The sequence below is a fragment of the Segatella cerevisiae genome, assembly GCF_024054555.1.
In the GTDB taxonomy this organism is placed as follows: Bacteria; Bacteroidota; Bacteroidia; order Bacteroidales; family Bacteroidaceae; genus Prevotella; species Prevotella cerevisiae.
The window spans coordinates 30,457-56,556 of the sequence record NZ_JAMXLY010000017.1; the positions used below are offsets into that span (position 1 = coordinate 30,457).

Here is a 26,100-nt window from a genome sequence, read left to right on the forward strand (position 1 = left end):
AAATATGAATCGGATTACAACTGTTATTATTTCATTACTCTTCATTTCTACTGTTACATTTGCGCAAAATCCTCAAAAGGGAAATTACGGTTACCTCTATTGCCACATGAGTGACCGGGGGGAATGGACAGCCTATGCTGTCAGCAGGGACGGTTACCACTATCAGGATATCCTCGGAGGAGATTCCATCTTCAGTTCAGCACAACTCGCCCGTATTGAAGGGGGGACACGGGATGCCTATTTATGCCGCACTTATAATGCGGACGGCTATATTATGACGACTACTGACATGTGTGTCAGAAGATCTCATAAATGGGACAATTACGGCATCGACTTGCTGAAAAGCAAAGATCTGATACACTGGAGTTCTGTAACCATTGATTTCAGGAAGTACTCCCCGACCATCCAAAGGGTTTGGGCCCCTCAGATTTTCTGGGATCCGAACTACCGTTGGACGAACGGAGAAAAGGGAGGTTACATGATCTATTATTCCATTATGGACAAGAAAGTTTGTCCCTATGACCGAATGTATTACAGTTATGCCGACAAGAGTTTCACCCATATTACGACTCCTAAGTTACTGTTCGATTGGGGCTACGCAACGATTGATGCCGACATCAATTATCTCAAGAGCGACCATCTCTATCATCTTCTCATCAAGAAAGAAGGCGGGAACCCCGGCATTTATACGACCACATCCACAAGCCTGACCGGTCCTTGGGGCAAACCGTCAGACAATGATTATGTCAATTTTGAAGGGAAGAAACTTTGTGAAGGGCCCTCTGCGTTCCAGTTGATTGGCGACAAGACCTGGAGAGTCGCCTATATCCAATATTCCGATCATCCCAAGCACTATCGGATATGTAAAGCCGACGAGCATTTGAAGAATTTTTCTGATCCTGTAGACATTAAGGGTGTCAACGGTCCCCAGCACGGTTCTTTCATGAGAATCACAAAGGCTGAATATGACCGCTTGATCAACTGGTCCAAAGGAGGCCAACCTCAAGAATAAGACAAACCGACGTCATCTATCTTAAAAACAAGTTTTATGCGAGCGGTCACCCTTTTCCGCAAAAAGGAAAGGGATGGCCGCTTTTCTGTTTTGTCCAAGAAATTTAAAACCGTAGACATTATGCCTTATTCATTGCCTATAAAGGGCATCGAAGCCCTAATTCGAAGGTTTCTTTTCCACGCTCCGGGATTCCCATTCCCACATTTTGGGAACACGCTTCATATCCCTATAGTACTCCCATTCCCACGTTTTGGGAACGCCCTTCATAAGTCGAGGGATAGACCTTTGCACTCTTGAAGTAGTATTTTTACAATATCCATAAATCAATTCCTATAATTCTGTCCGAATAGAATAAGAATCCTTTGACCTGCAAAGAAAATAAGAGATACCCTTTTTCAGAAATAACACTGATCAGGTTGGCAGTTTTTGAATCTTATGTAGAAAAACATTTAAACCATAAGCTATCCGGTGAGTCTCATAGCAGTGTCCGTTTTTACTTCAACGACGTCCATTCAGACCCAAAGCCTCATTTGGCATCAATGCAGGGCAAGTTTTATAAACCTATCTTTGAATCTACCCCCAGACACCTTCAACAGTACCTTTCCCAGATTTCGGCCGGCACGGAGAATAACCTGTGCAGTCCCGTTATAAAGACGAATGCGAGAGCCGGCAAGATCCTCGTCAGTCGTAATATCGCCATTGGAGACGCCAACTATACGGGCATTGCCCTCGACGGAAAAATCCATCTCCTCATTGGCAGTCCATACCCGATTGCCTTTGGCATCGACAGCATTCACCTGAACGAACTGAAGATCCTGACCGTCAGCATGCCAAACCTCAGGATCAGCCGACAGAGTCAGTTTCACGGCTTTGCCGAAAGTATCTATACGATGCCTGGCGATGATCTTCCCATCCCTCTTGGCCACAGCCTCTATATAGCCGGGAGCATAGGCTACACTATCCCAGACAATCTTATTTCGTCGGTCAGGATCGGTAGAATTTTTCTTTGTCCCGAGACTCTTCCCATTGACAAGCAATTCTACCACAGGAGCATTGGTATAAGTATAGACAGTGTATTTCTTCCCAGAGGTACGATTCCAATGATCAGACAATTGCTTCACCGATCCTTTGACACCATTCCAAACCCGTCCGTCCTCCACCTTATCGACAATGCCAATATGGACGACAGGTTGATCAGAAAACATAGATTTCAGGAAATAGGCCTCAGGCTTAGGCTGAAGAGACCAGTCAAAGACCCCTCCGTCACTGCCTTTTGCAGGCCATCCCTGACTTTCACCAAGATAGTCGATCATGCCCCAATAAGCCAGTCCGATCACCTTATGGAGATCCATCCCATAGAAATTCGGTCCCATATTGGAAAGGTTAGCCTCACTCTGATAAAAAATCATATTGGGAAAGCGTCTGCCGTCTCCCGGGAAATACATATACCGATAGTTATAAGCCTGGATGTCAGTGATCATCGCCAAGTCGCAAGGCAGGGAGTCCGTTTCCCAGTTACGACCACGAGGATGCATGGCCACCGTCACAGGACGAGTAGTGTCATAACGGTGCAGAAGTGTCCGCTGGAGTCGGTAGGCCGTGACACCCCAATCATTGAAAGGCAGATTCGGATACGTCTGGAGTTCGTTACCCAAACTCCAGAAAGCCACACAAGGGTGATTCCGGTCACTTTTCACCCACTCCGGCACATCATACTGCCACAGAGAGGTCCAGTCTGCACGCCCTCCGGCATACTGTTTCAGCCATTTATCGTAGAGTTCATCCAGTACGACAATCCCATATTTATCACATAACCTATAGAAATCTTCACTATAGGGATTATGAGAAGTACGGATATGATTGAATCCGAAAGCCTTGAGCGTTTTGATCGTCTTTTCGATCACCCGAGGATAAGCTGCAGCCCCCAAAGCCCCATAGGTAGAATGACCGGCAATGCCCTTCAACAGCAATTTCCGGCCATTGAGTTTCAGTCCGTACTGTGGAGAGAATTCAAACGTACGGACGCCAAACGGCTCACTGACCTGGTCAGCCAAAGAGCCGTCTGCCCGGTATACAGACACTTCCGCAGTGTATAAATACGGGTGTTCGCAAGACCAAAGTTGAGGCTTTGACAAAGCCAAAGGAGTCATGGCGTACTCCTTGTCATGCCGTTTCGGAGAAAACTCCAGTAGACTGTCAGCAACAGCCACCACCTGACCTTCAGCATTCAGAATACGGAGTTTGACTTTCCCCTGTTTCTGCCTGCCATAGCAACAGAGTTCTGCCGTAACGTTCACAAAGCGATTGTCCCGAGTTGTGATATGCAGAGGATGACGGGCAAAGTACAACTGCGAATCCGTCAACAGCAGGCGGACGTCACGATAAAGTCCCCCTCCCGTATACCAACGCGAATTATTCGCCCCCATCGTATTGGCAATGACTACAATTTCATTGTCCGCACCATATTGGAGTTGGGCTGTCAGGTCTATTCCGAACCCCACATACCCATAGTCAGTTCCTCCGATTCTTTTACCATTCAGATAGACATCCCCTACGAGCATGATCCCTCCGAAATCGATCTCTATCCGACGCCCTTTCCAAGAAGAAGGCACATGGATCACTTTCCTATAGGCACCAATCCCCATCTCCTTGAAAGCCCGGGGAGACAGGCGGCTTTTCACGTTTGCCGCCTGATCACTATAGTCCGGTCTTTCACTTGGCGCAGGTTTCACCCAAGGTTGGGAGATCTGAAAATCATGAGGTAAGTCGACAGGTTGTACGTCCGGCGAATGGAAATCGATTTTATCAGGTTGTGCGGCAGACTCCAACCTCTTAAACTGCCAACCGAAATCGAGGTTGACTGTATCCCGTTGTGCGTCTATCGAGAGCGCGCTCAACAGGGCTATCACAAATAATATTGCTTTTCTCATAGTAGTCAAAAGAGCATTTCAAAGTATTTTCTATTCCACAGTCCAACAACAACACATCTATCGACCAAGGAAATATCGCATCAAGATCCGTTCACAAGATTGATCAAAAAAGAAGAAACCGCATCAACTGTTAATTTCCTGCAGGTTTTACGAGATCGAGCATCGGAGCAGGAAACCATGTAAACGTTTTCCAAGAATCAGGATGTGCAGGGTCAAAGTCCTTCCAATCCGGGCGCAAATCCATGACCAAGTTCAGATGATTCGCCTTCATTCTCATAACCACCATCTTCGCAACCTCATAAGCACCGTACGGATTAAAATGAGTATTATCCTCGAGTGCCTTATCTTGTCCCGGAAAAGTATGAGCCGGGTATTGTACCAATGCCCTCCTGCTATCGTCAAAACCCAAAGTTTCAAAGAAAGTTCGGGTCATATCATGCAATTCTATAACGGGGACCTTTTCCCGTTTGGCCACAGTCCTCATCGCCTCAGGATAGTCTCCATGCGTTTCGATGATATGGGTGTGGGTATCGTCCCAGAACCGCCGTTGGGTAGGCGTGACGAAAACTATGTGGCCACCTGCCTGGCGCACCTTATCGATAAATATTTTCAAAGCATAACTGAAATTATACCAAGCTCCGGCGCCGGGGTCATGCTCTTTCTGGTCATTATGCCCGAATTCACAGAACACCCAGTCACCCTTTTTCAACATACTGAGGACCTTATCCAAGCGGTTTTGATGAATAAAGGACGTTGCCGTCAACCCACTTTCTGCGTGGTTGGAAATGGCGATTCTGTCATCGAACCAACGCGGGATCATCTGCCCCCAACTCGCCCAAGGCTCTTTAGCCTGATCTACCACCGTAGAATTTCCACAAAGGAAAACCGTGACGGCAGTCGTATCAGGTACCACTGTTATTGTTTTTACAGCAGGAACAGGTCCGTTGAATTCCAATGTCAGTTTCTCATCCCAGTCCAAAGAACCGTATTCCCGCTGATTCAATCTCACCTGTTCTCTATCAGAAATAGATGGAGAACGTTTACTGACGATAAACGTAAATGTCTTATACTTCCCCTTGGCAGTAGGCGTATTTTCCAAAAACAACCTGCGGCTCTCAGCACGCACGACAGTTTGGGCAGCCTTGTACCGGCTACCCAAAGTCACTGTGACCTTATAATTCCCGTCAGGAACTTTGACAGAAAAGAAAAACGGTTTCAGATTTTTCTTCGCAGGAGCAGGCAGGATGTCATACCCATACCCCACTCTTTCCGAGTAAACAGGTTGCGGTTCAGTCAGGTCAAAAGTCTGGCTATCGGCAGATAGAACCAAGAAAAACAACACTGCAAAAATTAAGGTCTTCTTCATTGTATATGACAAATGGGTTATTAATATCTTTCCTCACTTCAAGTATTTGGCCAAAGGACTTTTGATGATCCTCAGGCCTGCAGCAATATCTTTTGCGTTCAGTCTGGCACCTATCAAACTCGTATGCGTATGATCGTGATTGAAATATTGAGTTGCCTTTTCCTTACTGCCACAATGCTTGTCCAGCCAGTCAGCCGTAATATTGTGCAAGTCCACGAATTCCACACCAGTCGCTTTGACCACCTCACGATACCACTTGCCATAGGTGTCGTTGCGGCGCTCGATCTTCCCATCCTTCCACTCATTGCGCGGAGTTAAGGAGACCAAAATAGGAGTAGCGCCCTTCTCGCGGACATCATCGATAAATTTTTTCAGATACCAGCCGAAACTATAGACCACTTCATAATGACCGTCATGAGCAGACCGATAGACATGACTGGTGTCCTCGGCACAGGCAATCACCCCACGCTCCTTGTCATGATCGATAGGACCGATGTCATTATGACCAAACTGGATCAGCACGAAGTCGCCCGGTTGGAGACTGTTATAGACACGGTCCCAACGGCCTTCATTCAGATAAGTACGTGTAGAGCGGCCCGCCTGTGCAGCATTGTAACAAGTGATCTTCTTGCGGTCAAAGACGGTATAGGCCTGAGAGCCCCAGCCCCACATGCCATTCTTGTCCTTGTCCTCATTTTTCACCGTACTGTCACCGGTGATCCAGACTACAGGTTTGCCTTTCTCACGTTTCACAGGTTCTACCGGCAAGGTCAGCGGCAGCAACATCTGCTGCAGCGGTTGCAGGGCAGGATTGGGGCTTCCAGCGATTCCTTCAGCCACACTGCGGGCATTCATCATAGCGCCAAACCGACTTGAATGGATATGGTCAATATAAAACATGTATTTCTCTTTCCAATGGCTATAACTGTCGAGTTTTCTACCCGATATTTCATTCAAGTCAACAAAGGGCACTCCATACGTAGCCGCCACTTCCTCCAACCATTGTGTATGGATCTTCCTGACAATTTTACCCGTCTTGGCATCGTAATCGTCACGGGGCGTCAGAGACAGCAGAATAGGATGGCCACCACGACTGCGGATATCACGGATGAATTTACGCATATACTCCCCATAAGTGTAGACCGTCTCATGAACGCCTGTCTCCTTGATAACCACATTGAGAGAATCAGTGCCGGTTCCCGGTATGCTTGCCCTAGCACGGCCACTGTCATAAGGTCCGTTATCATTGTGCCCGATGCAAATAATGACCCAATCGCCCGGGCGAATGGCATCTCTTACCGGTGCCCACAATTTATTGTAATAGGTACGGCTGCTCATGCCCCCTAAAGCCTGATTCTCAACAGTTATCTTTTCCGGATTGAAGAAGATATGGGTGAAATATCCCCAACCCCACTGACCGTTGTTGCCATTGCCCAAAGTACCGTTACGAACTGTGGAATTGCCTACGAGGAACAGGACAGGATGATTTCCTTTTCTGCTGGACCCAGGGACAGGACGGGCTGACTGAGCCTTACCCAAACTATCGTATGTCAAATCCACGACATGATTGACATCTTTCATCGGAGCCGCTACCTGAGCATTCAACAATGAAGGAAGAAAGAAAGTGGTAACCAACAAAGCAGTAAGGCAAGATAGGGCTAAATGTCTGTTCATCATCAATTAGTTTTTAGTAGTTGTTTCATGGTCATAACAAGACGGCGGCGAACTTAAGAGAAACGACCACCCGTCTTAAATTGACAGTATAAACTTTGATTAGTCAAGTCATCAAAGACCATTCCCAATTGCAAAGTTACAAATATTCTTCAACAACCAAACTATAATTTTTGATTTCAACCCCACAATTTGTGACATGGATATGGCTAAAAAGTCTAACAAGTCATTCCATCGTCTTAAAGATAGTCAAAATCAAGGTTGTATGTGTTTTATTTGTTATATTTGCATGAACAATAAATATTTCACTATGATTCCAGATCAATATACAGCCGACCATAACCGTTACAATAACGGAATGGAATATCAGCGATGCGGGAAAAGCGGTGTGCTTCTGCCAAGAGTAAGTCTTGGATTCTGGCACAATTTCGGAAGTGTCGATTCATACGAAAAGGCCCGGCAGATCACCCGTTTTGCCTTTGACCACGGCATCACCCACTTTGATTTAGCCAACAACTACGGACCTGTCTACGGTTCGGCAGAAAAGAACTTAGGAAGACTGATAGACGATTCCTTCCGCCCCTATCGGGACGAACTCTTCATCAGCACCAAAGCCGGATATGACATGTGGCCCGGACCTTATGGCAACTGGGGCTCAAGGAAATACCTCATAGCCAGCCTTGACCAGAGTCTCAAGCGCATGCACCTGGACTACGTGGATCTGTTTTACAGTCATCGGTACGATCCGAACACACCGCTAGAAGAAACGCTTCAAGCTCTTGTTGACATCGTCAAACAGGGGAAAGCACTCTATATCGGCATCAGCCGATGGCCGCTAAAAGCACTCGAGTTTGCCGATGCCTATCTCCGTGAACGGGATGTCCCGTTGCTCATCTATCAAGGACGGCTGAACATCATTGACAGGGCACCGGAGGAAGAAGGCATCCTCAAGTATTGTAACGATCATGGTATCGGCTTCATTTCTTTTTCACCCTTGGCACAGGGCCTGTTGACAGACCGCTATTTACACGGCATACCAGTAGACAGTAGGATGGCACAGCACAACTCCCTGAGCCAGTCTGTCCTCACCCCGGAAATGCTCCAATATCTGAAGCAACTCAATGCCATCGCCATGCAGCGCCATGAGTCATTGGCAGAGATGGCACTTTCATGGATCTTGGCACAGAAGGGTGTGACGTCCGTATTAGTTGGTGCCAGCAGTACAGGTCAGTTGGAAAACAATCTGAAATGTATTCAGGCACCAAGTTTTGAGAATTGCATTATCCCTAAATTCCAGAATAAGGCATCAGAAAAGAAATAAGGAGATCTAATTCAATTTAGGTTTCAATTCATCCGGAGAGTCATTGGTATACATATCCACCCGCGGCGCCTCTTTCTCGAAAAGATCTGAAATCGTCATCAAAGGCAAACTGAGGGAAGGATTGAAAGAGGGACCATCCATATAGTCCAGAACAGATTTCAGGAGTTGCCGAGCAACGAGACGTGTATCCAAATGATTCGATAGGTCGATGGTCGTCATCATCAGTCTGCCGTTCAACACTTTCGCCTCAAAAAGCATCCCGAGTTTACGACTGATATGCCAGGTATCAATAGGTTGGACTATCGGCTGGTAATCCACAGGAAAGGCAGAGAGGTTCATCACCTGTGCCTTATTCACCAGTTCCCACCAGTTTAGGTTCTGCCAGTTGTCCGTGGGAAACTCAGCAAACACAGGATGATCGTTCTGAATATAAGAGCCGGTCGTATGAGGCGGACGCATCTTGAACCAACTCGTATTCCAGAAAACCGGCAAATACGTCTGTTTCACATCGTCACCATATTTTATTTTCCCTGCTGCAATCAGCAAGACCTTACCGCCTTTGCGAAGAATGCGTATAGCCTTTGCGTCTAATGTATCAGAGATATACACTCCATCAGAATGAGGCAGGGCAACAGGAGGATAGACCCAGAAGTCCCACTGGTTTTTCACTCTGCCGACAGAGGTCTGACTCCCATCACGACTGTCTGAAACAGAAGATACTGTCAATGTGAGTTTTGTGGGATGGAGGAGTTGCGAAGGTTGGAAGACGACTGTCCCCAAGGGAAAATTCTTACCCACAGGAATATCACCAACTCGAAGAAGGCCTAAAGAGAGCGTATCTCCGTTTTCCGTAATCGTATAGGAAGTACGCGCCTTTTGGAAAGTTTCAAAATAAGCATTGTACATCTCTACAGGTATCCTGATCGTATCTTGGCTAGAGAAAACGAATTTCGGGAAACGGGCCAAAGGGACTATCGGGGAGCAGAACTCCCGCCATTCGGGCGCAGTGACATACCCCTTCTCTTTCCAGAAAACATTCAAAGGTCCCACGAGTGCAGTTCCCTGACCGCTGTAATCATTCAGTCCGAGTAAGAAAAAGCCAGAATAGTCCTTAGTCCGTAGGTTCCGCTCTATTTCATATTTATAGGACAGGACCTGCAATTTTCCACTGGCAGAAAGAAACTTCCCCGCCATCGTTGCTATTCCATGATCATGAAGCAAGTCGGCAAAGATGTCAAAATTCCTTGCCTTGTAGACACCGGTATACTGACTCCTCTCTTTCAAATCCGGGAAGGCACACCACTGCCCCTGTTCGTGGGCAATCATAGGCGTATCGTTCTCGCCCGATCCTGTGAAATGACGGGGATGCAGGATATCGTTCAGGTAATCATCCTCACTTTGAGGCGCATGACTATTCCAATCCAGTCCCCGTGCACCACCCTTCACATGGTAATCACTCCCGGAGTCCCAAGCCCAGCCTCCGCCAACAGAAGCACCGCAATACACCCGACGCGGGTCATACTGTTTCATTTCCTTGACCCATTCGTCACACCATTTTACCCAATTACCAGCAGGTTCATTGGCAGCTGCCATCATCACAAAACTCGGATGGTTGCCATAAGCATCAACGATACGCTTGGTTTCTTCTTTCAGATAAGTATCGATCTTCATCCCCTGTCCGAGTTTTACGCCATGATTCGGCCACGAAGGTCCCTCCGGCTGAAGATAGAATCCCACCAGATCAGCAGCTGTAAATGCAGCTTCAGGAGGGCAATAACTGTGGAAACGCATCGCATTCAATCCATAAGCCTTGCATTTCCTAAAGATCGCAAGCCAAGAGTCTACGTCCGTCGGAGGATAACCGGTCAATGGGAAATCACAATTTTCGACAGTTCCCCGAATCCACATCGGACGGCCATTGATATAAAACTGACGACCTTTGACCGCAATATCCCGAACTCCGAATTGCACTTGTGACGTATCTCCGCGCGCAACAATGCCCAACTGATAAACTTGCGGGTGAAATTCATCCCATGTTTTCAAAGAACAAGCCAATCGGTACAGTCGCGCATCCGGTTTCCCTGAAACTGTTTCGGAACGGATGACTCTCACAGGGCGATGATCAATGAAGAACCGGAGAGACCTATCGAATCCTTTCTTCCCCTGCAATTCAACCTGCAAGGAATGGCTCGCCTCATCATATCGCTCCACTCTGATCCGTTCGACCGATTTTTCGGCACAAGCCAACAATTCTATTTTTCCAACGATACCATTCCAATTACCCTGTGTCTGATCCGTCACGCTGTGAGAGTCTCTGCCTACCCCCACATTTTCTATTCCGTTATAGACCTGTACCGCAATCCGGTTGGACTCATTGAAGTCCACGAACGGTGTTATGTCATATTGATGAGGCGTAGAGAGCGACAAGAGATGACCGACAACTTTTCCATTCACATAGAGGGTCGTTTCTATGTGCGGTCGCTCAAGGAAAAGGATGATCCGTTTATTACGCCAAGTTGCCGGAATCCTGACCGTTGTCCAATACCATGCAGAGCCTACATAATGCTTGGCAGGAGTCAGAAAGAAAGGAAACTTCAGATGTCCCGGTTGACGGTATTTTTCCATATAAGGATTATGGTAATAACTCGAATCATACAGCGAACAAGTCCATTTTGTATCGATGGACACCTCATCCCCCTTGCCATTCGTCAGCATCGATCCGGGCAGAAATATCTTCTCTCCCCTCACGGATGAAAGCATCGACTCAGAAACAGGAGCAGTTGTAAAATTCCAATAGCCTGACAAGTTGATCTTCCCCTGGCCTTTTGCCATCAACACAGACAAAACTCCCAATAAACAGATGAATATCAGTTTTTTCAAGTATCAAAAATATTAAAGTCTAATGGTAGAAGTCGTCGCTCTCTGCCCAATAGACAAGATTCATTTTAGTTTGATTAAATACATACGACCAGCCCTTACAATCCTCGGACCGTATTCTTATGCAAAGATATAAAAAATAATTTTCAACTCCTGTATTAGTTCTGACTTTATTGCGCTTTCTTTCATAAAACAAGAATAGAATCAGGTAGAAGAGAGCGTCAACGCAAGCGACATCATACAACTGCAACCTGAGAACAAAAGGAGTCAAATTATCCGAAGAACTATTGAGACTCAAGGTCGGGCACTTTTGGCACGCTTCTTCAATCTGATCTTATACCCCGACCAAAGGCACCACATGGCAGCCATTCCCGCAAAGAAGATAAAGAAAAGTGTGGCAGCCGCCCCAATATAAATACGTCCTGAATGGATTTCCAGGCAGAGGTTCCACAACGACATGGGCAAACCAGACATGCCTGCAGGTTGAGGCAGACGATCCGTACCTTTGGAATATTCTACGGCACAAGGTTGACCTCTGAAATCACTACTGAATCCGGATACGGCTTTCTGCCCGAAAGGAGGCCCGGCCTTCTTTGTAGCCGGTTGATGTGTGAAATAATCAGTCACCGTATTCCGCTGCCGATCCCAGACAAACAAGCCCTCAAACGACCCACAAAGCCAACGGCCGAAACGATCTTTCTGCCACACATTGAGTCCCATCACACTCACAGGAGGCGCCGTCTTTATTTTCACAGGCACGGAGTCAAGCGTTTTCAACGCATATATCCCGTCAGAAGTAGCTAGGAGCCAGTCACGGCAAGCAGAGTCATAACGAATCATCTGCAGTTTATCGTTCCACACATTATTTGTGCTGAGCACTGTACCAGGCAAAGCAGATGTCTTGGCCTGGGCAAGTGCAACCAGCACAGGAGGGCGCAGGCACCATCCTGTAAAAGCTATGAAAAGAGTCAATATGATTGTCGTACGCCCCACCTTATCGTGCCATAGCATTGACAGTTTCATCAAAGCTGCCGCCTTTTTCGCACGATATCCGAGTTTCTTTTTCTTTCTGATATACTTCGGCAACAGCCAGTAGAGTACTCCTGAAATACAAAGTACCATGAGGGCAACAGCCACAGCATCCATCAGAAGTTTACCATATATCCCGAAAAGTGCACCGCTGTGCATCAACATGACAGTACGGAAGAGAGATACCTTGCCGTCATCATCTTTCGGGGTATGGAGTTGTATCTTATGAAAATAATGATAAGGGGGGACAGAGCAATAAAGATACGAACGGCTCGCCACCACCAATGTGTCTCCCTGAAGCGTCACATCACTCAACATCTCATCCCTGCCGGCAGGTAGAGGAACGGTCTGCCAACCCCGATGTGGGAAATATTGATAAAGGCTGAAAAGACCCGCAGCGAACAGGCGGCCCTGACTCGTGCGCACCATCCCCCTGATCTGCCGGTAATCTACACCCTCAGGCAATCCCCGATTAAAATCAGAAAAGGATGAGGCAGAAGGATTTGTTTTCCAAATCCCGGCCGTGCCATAAATCAATACATTTCTGACTGAATCCTTATCACTATAAGCCAACGTACCGCGCAGGAGTCCATTGTTCCATTTTTGATAACGATAGTCTTCGGGGAGCCATTTCCGACTGACATCCACTTTTGCCACTGCTTGCCGATGGTTCAACACAATGCCTGACAGACAGAACATCAACATGAAAAAGCAAAATATCAAACCGAACCATTTATGTTGTTTTCTCCAAAATGTGCGCTTCATCTTACACGAATCCGTTTTAACTTTACATGATACCCGTTTACCTTGTATAAGTGCATTGTCTGCAGGCAAAGTAAACATACATTTGATCCCACATCTTCGTATCTGCCTGTTTTTGCAACAAACCGGGCAGCAAATACCATAACAGGGCAGACACTTCTCTGATCTTTTATCTCACGGCACTGCCACAACCACCTGCGCTTGCTTTTTAACAGAAGTCATGATAACACACCGGAAAGACAGCCAGACAGACTTTGGGTCAACCGGAAATTTGATTTTGATCATTCCATTCTTGATCTTTGTAGCAATCAATTTTTCAATTTGCAAAAGTAAAATAATATTATCGCTTTTGCAATACCTTAAAATCGGTAATTACAAGATATCGCCCTTACTAGAAAACAAAAAAGACAACTTAAAAGGCACAACAACAAAAGATTGCCGGATAAATTAAGAGGAAGAAGAGAAAACACTAATTCTAAATTTGTATTCTACCACCAACAAATTTTCGAGTATAAACTCCAGGTTAATTACAATAAAAAAGAAGAACTATCATTCCGAGTTGATTGCAAAACACATAAATGGGAGAAGAAACTTCATAAATGATCATGACAGATATCAGTTTTGCAGGTTCTAACCTCAACTAAAAGTATACTGCAATAAGGCGATGAACAAGTTAAAGTGTTCTAGCATCCCCTACCTTCCCTCTTAAGGTCAAAGCCACCATTCATCCATGCTCTTCACACCTAAGAACGCCCGAACATTAGAGGACTTAATAGCCACGAACCTCTTTAACCGTATTGTCACCGGAGTCGTTCCAAGCCAAAACCTGGGGATCAGCGTTATTGCAATAAATCCGCTTCGGATCATACTGGTTCATTTCTTTGATCCAACTATCCTCTTTCATGATCGATTTTCCAAAAGTATCATTAGAGGCAACCATCATCACAAAACTCGGATGGTTTCCGAAAAGGTCCACGATATATTTCGTTTCCTTAAGCGTATTCTGATGTTTCGGAAGTCCGCTATACTCATTTCCGACTTGTGCCGAGAGAGAAGGGCTCCCCATTTCCAGATAGAATCCCAAATAGTCAGCAGCGGTAAAGGCTGCTTCAGGAGGGCAATAGCGATTAAAACAAAGCGCATTGACACCTTTTTCCCTATAACGCTTAAGCAGATTGAACCAGGCATCTACATCGGCAGAAAGATAGGAAGACAATGGAATGTTTCCATCTGCATTCGCAACGTGGAAAGCCACAGAGCGCCCATTGATATAATACATTCCCCCTTTGGTACTGATGTCCCGGATACCGAAAACAGTGCGAACGGTATCTTTCTTGATGACCATACCCAACTCGTAAGTATTCGGATGGAATTCATCCCATTTATCCAAGTAACACGTCAGATGATACTCCAGCGTTTCCTGTTCACCTTGTATAGATTGACTCTTCTCACTCAACATCTTAACAGGACTATCTTCAAGCAAGAACTTCAAATTCTTCCCGAATCCTCTGTCTCCTTGCAGGAAAACCTGAAGAGAATGCCTTTTGGCATCATACTTTCCAATTCTAACATTATATATTGTCTGCAAAGACCTGGCTTGGAGTTCCATTTTTCCGCCTATTCCGTTCCATTCATCAGATAGTCCCGATGAAACAGAGTTTGTATCTTGAGCCAAAGTCTCCTGTCCCTTTTCATTGTCAACCTTCATAACAATCTGATTCTTGCAACCACAAGTGATATAAGGTGTGATATCATATTGGAAAGGCAAAGCACCTGATGCAGAAGAAGTCAACAGTTTATTATTGACATAAACCGTTGTCTGGATATGTGGACGACCGACACAAAGGAATACACGGGATTTCTTCCAATCCTTGGGAACGGAAAAAGATTTCCAATACCATGCTGTTCCTGTGTAATGGGCATCCGACTTCGATAAAGACGCCAGTTTAGGTTCTGAAAATTGATTGGATCCTGATGAGGAACTGTCCGTTTTATTAGAAGAAGGTGTCAAAAAAGTTGTATTTTTAGCCTGAAGAGGCATCAAACTACCCCTGCTATCAGTAAGGATAGACCCGGGCAGAACGATTTTATCACCAGTCATTTTGACTAAAGCAGAGGGGTCCGTAATCCTGCCAGTAGCATACCACCAATAACCGGATAAATCTATTTTCTCTTGCGCGTTAGCTTTTACGGCAAAACCAATACACAGTACAAAAAAGAAGAACCACTTCTTCATGCCTACCTCCTCTATTAAACAATATTGTAAAAATACTTTCTTACAAAAACTCTTCCTCCGAAAAAGCACCGGCAGCAAGAAAATCCTGCCAAGACATTCTCATTTCGGTCATATCTGTTTTCATGGTTTTCATAGGAAACGCATATTACTATGTAGAATATTCCTTTCGATGACAAATTTAAGAAAACATTCAGAATAAAGCAACATTTTTAATAGTTTTTATCACATTTTCTTCAAAACTGATACCAATTCATCTCAACTCAAGACTTCTAACACACATTTTTAACAAATCGTCTGTTTAGAAAGGATAAACGCTACAAAAAGACAGGATATCACACCGAATTCATTTCCAACCGTCAATGACCATTTATTATCATAAAAAAGACCGGGAATAAATCCCGGTCCAACTAAATCAACCATTAACTATTCCGGCAGACAGGTACAGTCCGCTCAGAATACCTCTATTATTTCCATCCCGGATTCTGAGTCAGATTGCCATTTGATTTAAGGATGTCAACCTGAGGAATCGGGAAGAAGTACATTTTGTCATCCCATTCACGTACCTGATAATCAGGACGGTAAGAGAGAGATCCATCAGCGTTTTTCGTAATTTTGAGTTCCTTTATCTTCTTGAAATACTGATCAGCTTCTTTCCAGCGACGGACATCAAAGAAGCGCTGATCTTCAAAGCACATCTCCACGAATCGCTCGTTCTTATACTTTTCCCAAAACTCATCGTTTGTCATATTCGAGGGCAGAGCAGGCATATTCACTCCAGTTCGCTCACGGATCATATTAACAGCTTGAAGAGCCGTAAGTTTGCATCCTTGTGGAACAGTTGTATAGGAACCAGTTGCGCGGAAAGCAGCCTCAGCGTAATCCAAATAGATCTCACCAAGTCGGAATGTCATCCAGGAATGACGCGATGTCTTTTTGGTACCCGTTGAAGACAAGTCCAAGCTTCCGTCAAGGAGTTTTTTCAAATAATATCCTGTAGGAGTTCCCCCGACTTTAGGCTCCCCACTGACACCACCATAGAAAGTTTCGAGTGCATTTCCATTCACGGTAGGCCATTTCTTTTCACCGTTTACAGCAAACACCATACCAAAACGAGGATCACGGTTATCAAACGGCTTTTCAGGATTAAAGGTCGGGTCCTGACTCTCAAAACCATTATCTGTCAGGATCACGTCATACCCGTTCTTGGTTTGGAATGCTTCTGCGAGTGTTTCACTCGGGCAATTGCCGCCTGCTCCGGCACTACCTATACCTACCGGAAAATTCCGAGATTCGGGTTTATTGTAATCATCCACACGACGGGCATAGATCATCTCAGGGTTGTTACTGTTTCCAGGCATAAAGTTACTTGGTCCCCAATTACTCGTATAATTTCCCAAATGAATATTTTGCAAAGCTGCAGAATCAAGCACTGCCTGGCAAGTCTGGGCAGCCAAAAGATACTTGTCGTTATGAGAACCATCCGCATTAAACAGGGGACTGGCAGCATACAATGCCGCACGTGCCTTAAGAGACATAGCGACTAACTTATTGAAACGACCAGTCTCGGCGGGACTCATTGTATTGGAACCTAAATTCGTATAGTCTATAGGAAGGTGATCCTGAACAGCATTGCAAGTGGCAATGACTGAATCCAAGACGTCCTCTGCCGGCATACGTTTTAAGGTATTCCGCTCCTCCGGTGTCAGATTAGCCGTGTAATAAGGTATGTCACCATATTGACGGACCAAAAGGAAATAGAAATAAGCACGAAGCAGTTTGACCTCATACGGAAAACGCTCGTACTGAGCCAAATTACGATAGTAATTATCCGTATTTAATTGGTCCTCAAAATCCAGGTCTTTGAAGTTGTACAGGAAATCATTACAGTCTGCTATGGCATAATAACTTGCGCTCCACTGTGAAGACAACGGATTCGATGCACTCCAGGATCCATTGAAGAAAGTGTTGACAGTTGCACTGGTATTGCAATATACAGACTCATCCGATGCTGAAGAAAGCATTCCACCACCGTAACTGTCCCCATAATCATAATCCAATTGACTATAGATATTCGAAACCAATCCATCTACCCGATCATAGATTCGGGAGATATAGTCTTTATTCACATTGTCATACTCATGATAGTTGAGTTGGTCGCTACAGGAAGCCAGCCCAAGGAGTATGCAAGTGATACCTAATATGTTTTTATTGATTTTCATTGTGTCTTATATTATATCATCCAACATTAGAAATTGAAACTGATCCCGGCCACTACACTTCTGGTCAACGGGCGCAATGTACTATATGTTTCAGGATCAGCTATCTTGATATGATCAAAACAGAGGAGGTCAATGCCACGCACATAAAACTTAGCTTTACTGACAACCTTCAGGTGATGAAGTAAAGATGTGGGGAAATTGTAATAAGCCTCAACATAGCGGAGTTTCAGAAAAGACCGATCCAAAAGCCAGAAACTACTGTTCCTGTAGTTGTTGGAACTGCTCTGGTAAGCTAAACGCGGATATTTGGCATTCTGGTTATCAGGTGTCCAACGATGATCGTAATATTCTTTTGAAATGCTGTTACTGGCAGCCAAGGGACGGACGAGCGTAGTGCTCATCATTGCCGAATAATGCCCGGCTCCCTGAAAGAGGCCGTCTATTCCGACATTTTTATACTCCGCACCAAGTTTAAAAGAATAGTAAATCTCCGGGCTAGTTGTATTATAACCTATGGCTTCGACATCATTGCCGTCGATGACACCGTCTCCATTGACATCCTTATATTTGATGTCACCCGGGTAAACAGCACCGAAATTCTGTTTCGGACTGGCATCAATATCTGCCTGATCTTTAAAAAGGCCGATGGCTTGAAGCCCTTCCAATTGCCCATAGGGTTTGCCCGTCATAACCAGATTCTGGTAAGCACGGGGCTCTTCCAACATATTCTTAACAGTATTCTTGTTATAAGTAAAATTACCCCCGAGATTGAATGTCCAACCATCAGACAACACTTTAATCCAGTTGACACCAAACTCAATGCCATGACTGTTAATTTGGCCTGCTGCTTCATAAGGTGCATCTTCGCCTAAAACAGTCGTATATTCCCCCGAAGCTTCGAACCAAATATTGTTACGATGCTGGAGGTAATAATCAAAGGTCAAGTCAAGCCCATCAAAGATAGTAGCATCAAAACCGACATTAAACTTATAAGCCCGTTCATGCTTTTTAGCCTCACTAGCTAGACGTGCCATCTCGTAACGCGAATTGCCATAGCCGAAATCTGTGCCAAAACGATAGCCATTTCCCGATCCTTGATAGAGTTGTTCCCAATAATCATCCGCAGGGATGGCATCTACATTCTGGACTCCCCAAGATGCACGAAGTTTCAGGAAATCAAGCCAATCCAAACTCTTTGCCCAAGGTTCATCGGAGATCAGCCAAGCTGCTGAGAAAGCAGGTGAAAGGGTCCACTTATGCCCCGGAGCCAGTACATTACTCCCCTCATAAATCCATGAAGTATCAAAGAAATAACGGTTTTTGAACCCATAATGCGTATAAAAGGAACCTCCCAAACGATAATTTGTTGTGTTCAGTCCCTCAGAGTTTTTGTATTCATATTCCCAACGGGCTTGGGCATAGATAGAATGTAAACCGAAAGTACGGTTATAAGCCAACTGAAGATAATAGTTAAACAATCTGTTATAACTGCTTAGGCTCGAACCTTCATTCATAGCTGTAGAATTTACCGTATACAAATAATCCGAAGTAGAAGCGACCGAGCCGTCAGCCTCCCATCCTGTAACGCTTTGCATTCCATAGTTATACAGGCGGGAGTGATCCTCTGTAACCAATGACGTGTTATCATAAGCCAATCGAAAAGACCCTACGAGCCCTTTCAACCAAGAATCAAAATTTTGAGTCAATACCATATCTGCATCAAAAGTGCGCCGATGATTCTTACTGTAAGCAGCACCTACAGCTTGAGCGACAGGATTCAGAGTTCCGGCAAACTGAGAATTTCCACCCCAAGTGCCGTCTGCTGTCTTAATCGGGAATACACCAGAAGGAACATTATAAATATCCGACCAAAGATCAGCGTCATTTCCCGGGTAGTTAGACTCTGCCAATGTCCCCAACAAATGAATAGCCAGTTTGGTTTTCGGACTTAAGTCAATATCCCAGTTAGAACGGATATTTGCCTTCTGATACTTTTCCTGAGTAGAATAACCGTCATTTTCATTCGGGTGTTTCGTAAACCCATTACTGTTGACCAGATTAAAATACGTATAATATCGGAACTTTGTCCCTCCTCCCCGGAAACTGAGATCGAAATAGTCCGTCGAACAGACATCTCGGAAAACCTCATCCATCCAGTTGACATTCGGAAAATTGTACGGCAGGGTACCATTCTTATAAGCGTTCAGGGAATTTTCATCAAACACCGGTGTAGCTCCTTCATTGGCACGAGCTTCATTCACGGCACTGGCATAAGTGTAACCGTCTACGAAAGACGGCCGCCGTTCCATCCAATTGAACGAATGCTCATAGGAAGCATGGATATCTCGTTTATTATACAGTCCATGTTTTGTCGTGATGACAAGGACACCATTAGCGCCTTTATAACCATAGAGGGCAGCTGCTGCGGCATCTTTCAGTACCGTCACATTCTCCACTTCCTCCGGAGTAATATCAGTAATCTCACGCTCGATACCATCCACGATAATCAGAGGATGGCTGCTCGTACTTTGTATTCCCCGGATATAATTGGAAGTAGAAGTTCCGGCATAGCGTGCAGACGTTTGCAATGTCTGCAACCCCAAAACTTGCCCGAAGAGGTCCTGTCCTATATCCTTTGTAGATCTTTTGTTGATGTCGGCCCCCCATGCACTGGCAATGCTACCGGTCGATTCACGTTCTGTCAGAATATTCCCTGAACCAATGTCTACCGGTTTGGAGGAATAATCAAATTTTACGACAACAGATTTTTTACCCGTCACCTTCACCAATTTCTCACTTTGGTCAGGAGATTGGACCTTCAATATCCGACCACTGGAAATGGTAAAAGTACCATCCTCTGCTGTAGAAGCAGTTCTTTCAGGATCATTGACATCTATAACAATGGCTCCTGATACAGGTTTGTTCCATCGATCAAGTACCACTCCATTGACAGTCTCATTCTGAGCCATTATCGGCAGAGAAAGGGCAACGAATAATGGAACCAATATATTTTTCTTATTCATTATCTTCAAACTTAACGATTAATGTTCATACTTGAATTCATATGAAAAGGATTACCATCCAGGATTCTGAACCAATCCATATCCTTTGTTGACTTCCGTCAAAGGCCAAGGCTGCAAATACCATTTCGGATCAAATCCATCAGTCCACCAAATGCGAGTACGCTTGACCACCTTTGTCTCATATTTGAACTTCACAGGATAATTGATATGATGTTTTTGATTATAACCAAACCAACGCGTCTCTTCCTTGTCTCCATAAGGCGTCCCATCATCATGAAGCGGATAAGTCAGCAATTTGTGTACAGGTTTTTCAAAAATGTCTGACCTCTTATATCTAATCAGATCAAAATATCGGGTGTCCTCCAAGCCAAGTTCACATACCCGTTCCTGAAGAAGACAATTTAAGAGCGCTTCTTTGTCAGTTGAGAGGTGTTTGTCCGGATAAGCTGCTTCCAGCCCTTTCAAACCTACACGAGCACGGATCTTGTCTATCAATGCTATAGCACCTTGGAGATCACCTTTCTGAAGTTTAGCCTCAGCATAGGTCAGATAAATGTCACTTAAGCGCAAATAGCACCATTGGATCTGATAAGGAGATCGGATACCATCTGTATTACAATAATATTTCTGATTCCCCAAACCTGTACCAAACTGGCTCGTTGCCTCGTTGATGGAAGCATTGGCGAAGGCAGCCTCACTATATCCACCTTTAACGCCGGAAGCGCCACCACCAATCCACATCTCTCGCATACGGCCACTCAAATTACCGGTAGCCTCATCCATGCTCGTAGCTTCCCCATTGACCAGCATGGTCTCATACAAACGAGGATCACGCGTGTAGTGCACATGAGTGGCATCTCCACCTCCGGTCGTAAACATCGTGTCTTTCTGTGCATCGGACATCTGATCCCAATTGAATGGTCTGCCGTCAGCCCATCCGAACATTGTCATATAATCAAAGGTGGGATTAGTGCTGCATCGACCAATAGTCTGCCATGAATGCCAAGTATAAGTACTCGATTTGTAAGCATCCATATTATTTACACGTGTAAAATGCAGAATTTCATGGCTCTTGGCATTGAAATAAGCCTTTCTAAAGGCATTGCAATAGTCCTGAGGGCGATGGCCTTCTGCTTGTTCCAAGGCATATCCTCCACGGGCATCCAACTCTTTAAAGAAATCCCTACAAGCATCGTAGAGAGAATCCCATAATTCAGGTTTATAACCTCCGTACCAGACCAAATGCTGTTTCTCTGCATCAGTAGTTCCACCATAGTACCCATTGCTGGAATTGAAAAGAGGTGAAGCAGCAAACTGCCAAATTTTACATTTCAAAGCCATTGCACCTGCCTTTGTCCAGTGTCCCGCATCTGATTCCGGATTAGCTACAGTCCAAGGCAGATAAGGAATCGCCTGATTCAAAAGACCTACCATATAGTTGACCGTCTCTTCTACTGTACCCCGGGGGAGATGATAGGAGTTATCCGTACCACTGAAAGTTCCTTTAATAATAGGCATTCCGCCATAAAACTTGAAAGCGTCAAAATACTTGGCAGCAATCAAGCATTTTGCTTCAGCCTTATATTCGGCTTTTGTCGTCTCATCCATATCAGGAACCTTGTCTATATTTTCCAAAAGCAGCCAACAAGAATGGATCGCTTCAAATGTATTATTCGTACGGTAATCAAACAGCATACTGTTTCCCCCATCATTGGAATTCAATGTCCCCGTATAATATTTGACACTAACTCCCTCATTGGAGAAATTGCTGAGATAACAGTCAGTCATATCATCAAATTTAGAACAATAGTTATCATAAGTATAGGGGAAAGATGTTACATGCCTATAGGGCAATCCGTAATATTGCAGGGAATAGATTCCTGCCAAAAACTGTTTGGTATATTCTGCGTTGTTGAAAACGGTATCAGCTGTGACATCACCACTTGGGGCCTTTTCCAGGAAATCACTCCCGAATTTAATGGCATCAGTGCAAGACACTGCAGCCAGAAAAAGACATCCGGACATTACAGTAAATATACCTTTTATTATTAATTTCATAGGACGTTTGTATTTAGGATTAGAAATTAATTTGAAGACCCAAAGAATAGGTTTTCGTCAATGGATATTTCGGAGCATCTGTTATCTGAGACTCCGGATCCCCCCACTTGAAACTCGTAAAAGTGAGCATGTTATATCCACTCAAGGACAAGACACACTTCTGAATCTTCAGTTTCTGCAAGAACGGAAAATGAAGATTATAAGAGACTATAAAAGATTTCAAACGCAAATAGCTTGCATTAACCTCATAAAGAGTAGAATTGATATAATTCTGAGAAGCAGCACGATCCCCTGTAGGACGAGGATAGAACGCATCTGTGTGGTCTTCCGTCCATGTATTATCGTACATATACTGAAGTAACCCACCTGTATCGTTATCCGCATTGCTATGGAACGGACGCATAAAAGTTCCTCCCATCATTCTTGAAACGCCGAATGCACCTGTCCAACGTGTAGAAATACTCAGATCTTTCCAAGTAAAGCCCAAATTTAAACCTAAAATATAATGAGGATCATCCGTGTTCTTGCTCAATTCACGACTGGCATCATCCGCATCGATCTTTCCATCGTGATTCAAGTCCACATAGACTGCATCACCAGGTCGGAGGTCTGAAATGAACTGTGTAGGGAATGGTTCTCCGAACTCCTTCTTATAATCATCTTCACAACCCTGATAATAGAAATGCCAGAATTTATACAGAGACCGGGCTCCGATACGATGACCTTTTGCCATTTGGTAAGGATAGTCTTGAGGTGCCTCTTTCTCTTCCAAAATCTTATTCTCATTATTTGAGAAATTAAGTCCTACATTATAACTGATATCTTTACCTATCCGGTCATTCCATGAAAGGGAGAGTTCCCATCCCCAACTTTTCACCTTACCCAAATTAGCAGCAGGGAGAGTGAAACCAATCAGATTTGGAGCCGTTTGGTCATAAAGCAGAATATGGTCACGATGCTCTACATAGTAATCAAAGCTGGTCCCTAATCTGTCCTTAAAGAAGCGCAGATCAATACCATAATTCTGTTTGCGTGCCTTTTCCCAAGTGACATCAGGATTATTTCGGGCAGCCTCATAGGCAGCATTCTGTATGGCCCCGCTAATACCGAAATCATAAGCAAATCCATTTCGATTCAATAAGGCACTGTTATTGATATAATACGGATCAGGTAAGTACATAAAGCGCTTTCCGCCTATCTTATCATTTCCTACTACACCATAAGTGATTCGGAGTTTACCGAAAGAAACGATTTTGGTCATCGGTTTCAACCAAGGTTCATCTGTGAATACCCATCCGAAACTGATGGCAGGGAATTTACCGAAACGCCTGTTTTTAGCAAAGTTCTCAGATCCATTATAGCCAAAATCAAATTCAGCCATATAACGGTTATTCCAATCGTATGCCAAACGTCCCACAAGACCTACATAACCCGTAGGAATGGAAGAATAAGAACTTGGATAATAGGTTTTACTTTGATTGTAAAGGACTAAAGCCCCTATATGGTTCAAGCCAAAATTATGATCATAATTGATACTGGCATCCATATACCAATTACGGCCTTTACCTGAACCAGTAGAATACTTCATTACGTCCAATGAGCCATTCATCTTATAAGCAATATTCTGTGTACCGTCAGCATTGGTCGTGACGACTGGAGTATAGGTAGGCAGAGCTTGCGTACAAGTCTTATTGTAACTGAAATTACTGTTATAAGAGCCTTTCAACTGAAAGGTAAGTCCTTGAGTGATAAAATCAAGCTTTTGCTTTAAGATCATATCGACATCCAGAGTGTTCACACTCTGCTTATAATAGCCGGCGCCATAATAGTTGGCGCCTGTAGCACCTTGAAAAGGCAACCAACTGGAGGTTCCGTCAAAAACGACATACTTGCCGTCAATGATTCCAGGACTGGAGAATGGTGTCGCATAGTAGAGGTTTTTAAAGAATCCTGTAGGTCCTTGCGATCCCTGAGGATTCCGCTTATTACTTACGATACCACTCAGATTCATGGAGAGCATCGTAGAAGAAGTTACATCCAAGTCTAGATTAGCACGATAGTTAAAACGCTGATAACTGTAGTTATTATCATAAGGTTGAGTCAACTTATTAAACATACCATCTTGGGTAAAAGCTCCTACAGAAATAAAATAACGGGCTGATTTCGTACCTCCGGAAATATTCATATTATGCTGCGTCTGCAGTGTTGACTTATCCAAAACTAAGTCAATCCAGTTTAAGTCCGGATAAAGGACAGGATTACTGTGTGTCTTGAAAGCTTCTATGACAGCATCTGAGAAAACGGGGACAAAAGTAGGATTAGTTTCAGTCGGCGTAAAATCATATTGATCCCGTAGATTCCGGAATGTAGCATACTCATAGGAGTTTGCCAATTTCAAAGGCTTTGAAGGGGCTACAACACTCCAGTTAGTGGAAAAAGATATCTTAGCCTTTCCTTCTTTACCTCTTTTGGTCGTTACCAAGATAACACCGTTAGCACCTCTCACACCATAGACAGCTGTAGCTGATGCATCTTTCAAAACTGTTATGCTCTCGATTTCATTAGGATCAAGATCATTGAATGAACGCTCCACACCATCTACCTGCAACAAAGGAGCCTGGCCAGATGAATTGAATGTACCTTTACCGCGAATATATATGGTGGCAGCATCTGATCCCGGTTCTCCACTTACTTGGACGGAACTAAGTCCTGTAACGGCACCAGCCAGCATATTGCTGATAGAACCTGTAGGGGTTTCCGTCAAAGCTTCCCCGCTTACACTAGATACTGCGCCTGTAACGGTAACCTTTTTCTGTACACCATAACCGACCACTTGCACTTCTTGGATCTGATTGACATCAGAGGCCAAGACAATGTGCATTTTCCCGGTTTTTGCAATAAAGGTTTTAGGTTTAAAACCAACATACGAGACTTTTAGTTTCGCACCTGGTTTAGCTGAAATCCGGAAATTGCCATCCAAATCGGTTACAGCACTTGCTTTACCCCCGATAGAAACTGTGGCACCGATAACCGGATCGCCATGATCATCGACCACCGTACCTGTAATCTGATTTTGCGCTTGCGCATATACCTTATCATTATTCACGAATAACATAAGGAAAGCAAAGCAAGCAATCAGAACAGGAAAATAGAAATTGATTCTACTTCTTGAATTCATAGACTTACTGTTTTATTATTGATCAAATTGTTATTAGATTCAGTTTCTGAAGTATTCTACTAATTATTTATGCAATAGAAAAGGTTAAAATTGTTTTAGTTGATTTGAGATCATTTCTTTATTTCAGAAATTCCTCAGAATATTTAATTGATTTTGAATTAACATTTAGAAAGTATTTTAAGTATTTGCTCACATACGTGTGCAGCCTACGATAGATTCATCGTACATATTTTAATGGTTAATTGTAGCATATACATTATCTTAATAATACACAGAAATATTTATTTCATCTATAATACTCCCCAATTTTAGTACAGGTGCTAAAGTTAAAGAATATTGTTTATCTTTGCACTAAGTAAGAAAGGAACAGAAATGGGAAGAAGAAGTAAGTTTGAACCAAGTTTTAAGGCAAAGGTAG

12 protein-coding genes are annotated in these 26,100 nt (G+C 44.2%); 2 read left to right on the forward strand and 10 right to left on the reverse strand.

The genetic code is table 11. From position 1 onward, the window contains the following. Positions 1-4 precede the first annotated feature (4 nt). Positions 5-1,012 (forward strand): glycoside hydrolase family 43 protein, encoded by a 1,008-nt coding sequence (locus NG821_RS06025; protein WP_252760759.1) that lies wholly within the window; start codon positions 5-7, stop codon positions 1,010-1,012. A gap of 536 nt (positions 1,013-1,548) precedes the next feature. Here NG821_RS06025 and NG821_RS06030 read toward each other — a convergent pair. From NG821_RS06030 to NG821_RS06040, 3 genes are all read right to left on the reverse strand, one after another. Then, positions 1,549-3,942: a glycoside hydrolase family 2 protein gene (locus NG821_RS06030; RefSeq protein ID WP_252760760.1), complete on the reverse strand. Its 2,394-nt coding sequence runs from the start codon at positions 3,940-3,942 to the stop codon at positions 1,549-1,551. A 130-nt stretch (positions 3,943-4,072) separates the two neighbouring features. Further along, the gene (locus NG821_RS06035; RefSeq protein ID WP_252760761.1) at positions 4,073-5,308 is read right to left on the reverse strand and encodes a rhamnogalacturonan acetylesterase; all 1,236 of its coding nucleotides are present in this window, start codon (positions 5,306-5,308) and stop codon (positions 4,073-4,075) included. 33 nt (positions 5,309-5,341) lie between these two features. Further along, entirely contained in the window at positions 5,342-6,985 is a 1,644-nt protein-coding gene (locus NG821_RS06040; RefSeq protein ID WP_252760762.1) for a GDSL-type esterase/lipase family protein, read from the reverse strand. Between the two features lie 304 nt (positions 6,986-7,289). On the opposite strand from NG821_RS06040, the gene NG821_RS06045 reads away from it, so the two are divergent. Next, positions 7,290-8,300 carry an aldo/keto reductase gene (locus NG821_RS06045; protein ID WP_252760763.1) on the forward strand — a complete coding sequence of 337 codons (1,011 nt, stop codon included), beginning with the start codon at positions 7,290-7,292 and terminating at the stop codon, positions 8,298-8,300. A gap of 6 nt (positions 8,301-8,306) precedes the next feature. On the opposite strand, the gene NG821_RS06050 is transcribed toward NG821_RS06045, so the two are convergent. The 7 genes from NG821_RS06050 to NG821_RS06080 all read right to left on the reverse strand — a co-directional run bounded on the left by NG821_RS06050 (position 8,307) and on the right by NG821_RS06080 (position 25,682). Next, complete coding sequence (locus NG821_RS06050; RefSeq protein ID WP_394802062.1) at positions 8,307-11,132, reverse strand: sugar-binding domain-containing protein; 2,826 nt, start codon at positions 11,130-11,132, stop codon at positions 8,307-8,309. Positions 11,133-11,471: 339 nt separating this feature from the next. Next, the gene (locus NG821_RS06055) at positions 11,472-12,971 is read right to left on the reverse strand and encodes a PepSY domain-containing protein (protein WP_252760764.1); all 1,500 of its coding nucleotides are present in this window, start codon (positions 12,969-12,971) and stop codon (positions 11,472-11,474) included. 766 nt (positions 12,972-13,737) lie between these two features. Next, positions 13,738-15,204, reverse strand: a complete 1,467-nt coding sequence (locus NG821_RS06060) for a sugar-binding domain-containing protein (RefSeq protein ID WP_252760765.1) — start codon at positions 15,202-15,204, stop codon at positions 13,738-13,740. A gap of 464 nt (positions 15,205-15,668) precedes the next feature. Next, positions 15,669-17,423, reverse strand: coding sequence for a RagB/SusD family nutrient uptake outer membrane protein (locus NG821_RS06065; RefSeq protein ID WP_252760766.1), 1,755 nt, complete (start codon positions 17,421-17,423; stop codon positions 15,669-15,671). Between the two features lie 26 nt (positions 17,424-17,449). Beyond that, the gene (locus tag NG821_RS06070) at positions 17,450-20,446 is read right to left on the reverse strand and encodes a SusC/RagA family TonB-linked outer membrane protein (protein ID WP_252760767.1); all 2,997 of its coding nucleotides are present in this window, start codon (positions 20,444-20,446) and stop codon (positions 17,450-17,452) included. A 51-nt stretch (positions 20,447-20,497) separates the two neighbouring features. Next, positions 20,498-22,504, reverse strand: coding sequence for a RagB/SusD family nutrient uptake outer membrane protein (locus NG821_RS06075; RefSeq protein WP_252760768.1), 2,007 nt, complete (start codon positions 22,502-22,504; stop codon positions 20,498-20,500). A gap of 19 nt (positions 22,505-22,523) precedes the next feature. Continuing rightward, on the reverse strand, positions 22,524-25,682 hold the full coding sequence (locus NG821_RS06080; protein ID WP_252760769.1) for a SusC/RagA family TonB-linked outer membrane protein: 3,159 nt from the start codon (positions 25,680-25,682) through the stop codon (positions 22,524-22,526). Positions 25,683-26,100 lie beyond the last annotated feature (418 nt).

What these genes read in the sequence shown, in the direction of transcription:
- NG821_RS06025 (WP_252760759.1), top strand. Translation starts at nt 5, where the DNA reads ATGAATCGGATTACAACTGTTATTATTTCATTACTCTTCATTTCTACT.
- NG821_RS06030 (WP_252760760.1), bottom strand. Translation starts at nt 3,942, where the DNA reads ATGAGAAAAGCAATATTATTTGTGATAGCCCTGTTGAGCGCGCTCTCG.
- NG821_RS06035 (WP_252760761.1), bottom strand. Translation starts at nt 5,308, where the DNA reads ATGAAGAAGACCTTAATTTTTGCAGTGTTGTTTTTCTTGGTTCTATCT.
- NG821_RS06040 (WP_252760762.1), bottom strand. Translation starts at nt 6,985, where the DNA reads ATGATGAACAGACATTTAGCCCTATCTTGCCTTACTGCTTTGTTGGTT.
- NG821_RS06045 (WP_252760763.1), top strand. Translation starts at nt 7,290, where the DNA reads ATGATTCCAGATCAATATACAGCCGACCATAACCGTTACAATAACGGA.
- NG821_RS06050 (WP_394802062.1), bottom strand. Translation starts at nt 11,132, where the DNA reads ATGGCAAAAGGCCAGGGGAAGATCAACTTGTCAGGCTATTGGAATTTT.
- NG821_RS06055 (WP_252760764.1), bottom strand. Translation starts at nt 12,971, where the DNA reads ATGAAGCGCACATTTTGGAGAAAACAACATAAATGGTTCGGTTTGATA.
- NG821_RS06060 (WP_252760765.1), bottom strand. Translation starts at nt 15,204, where the DNA reads ATGAAGAAGTGGTTCTTCTTTTTTGTACTGTGTATTGGTTTTGCCGTA.
- NG821_RS06065 (WP_252760766.1), bottom strand. Translation starts at nt 17,423, where the DNA reads ATGAAAATCAATAAAAACATATTAGGTATCACTTGCATACTCCTTGGG.
- NG821_RS06070 (WP_252760767.1), bottom strand. Translation starts at nt 20,446, where the DNA reads ATGAATAAGAAAAATATATTGGTTCCATTATTCGTTGCCCTTTCTCTG.
- NG821_RS06075 (WP_252760768.1), bottom strand. Translation starts at nt 22,504, where the DNA reads ATGAAATTAATAATAAAAGGTATATTTACTGTAATGTCCGGATGTCTT.
- NG821_RS06080 (WP_252760769.1), bottom strand. Translation starts at nt 25,682, where the DNA reads ATGAATTCAAGAAGTAGAATCAATTTCTATTTTCCTGTTCTGATTGCT.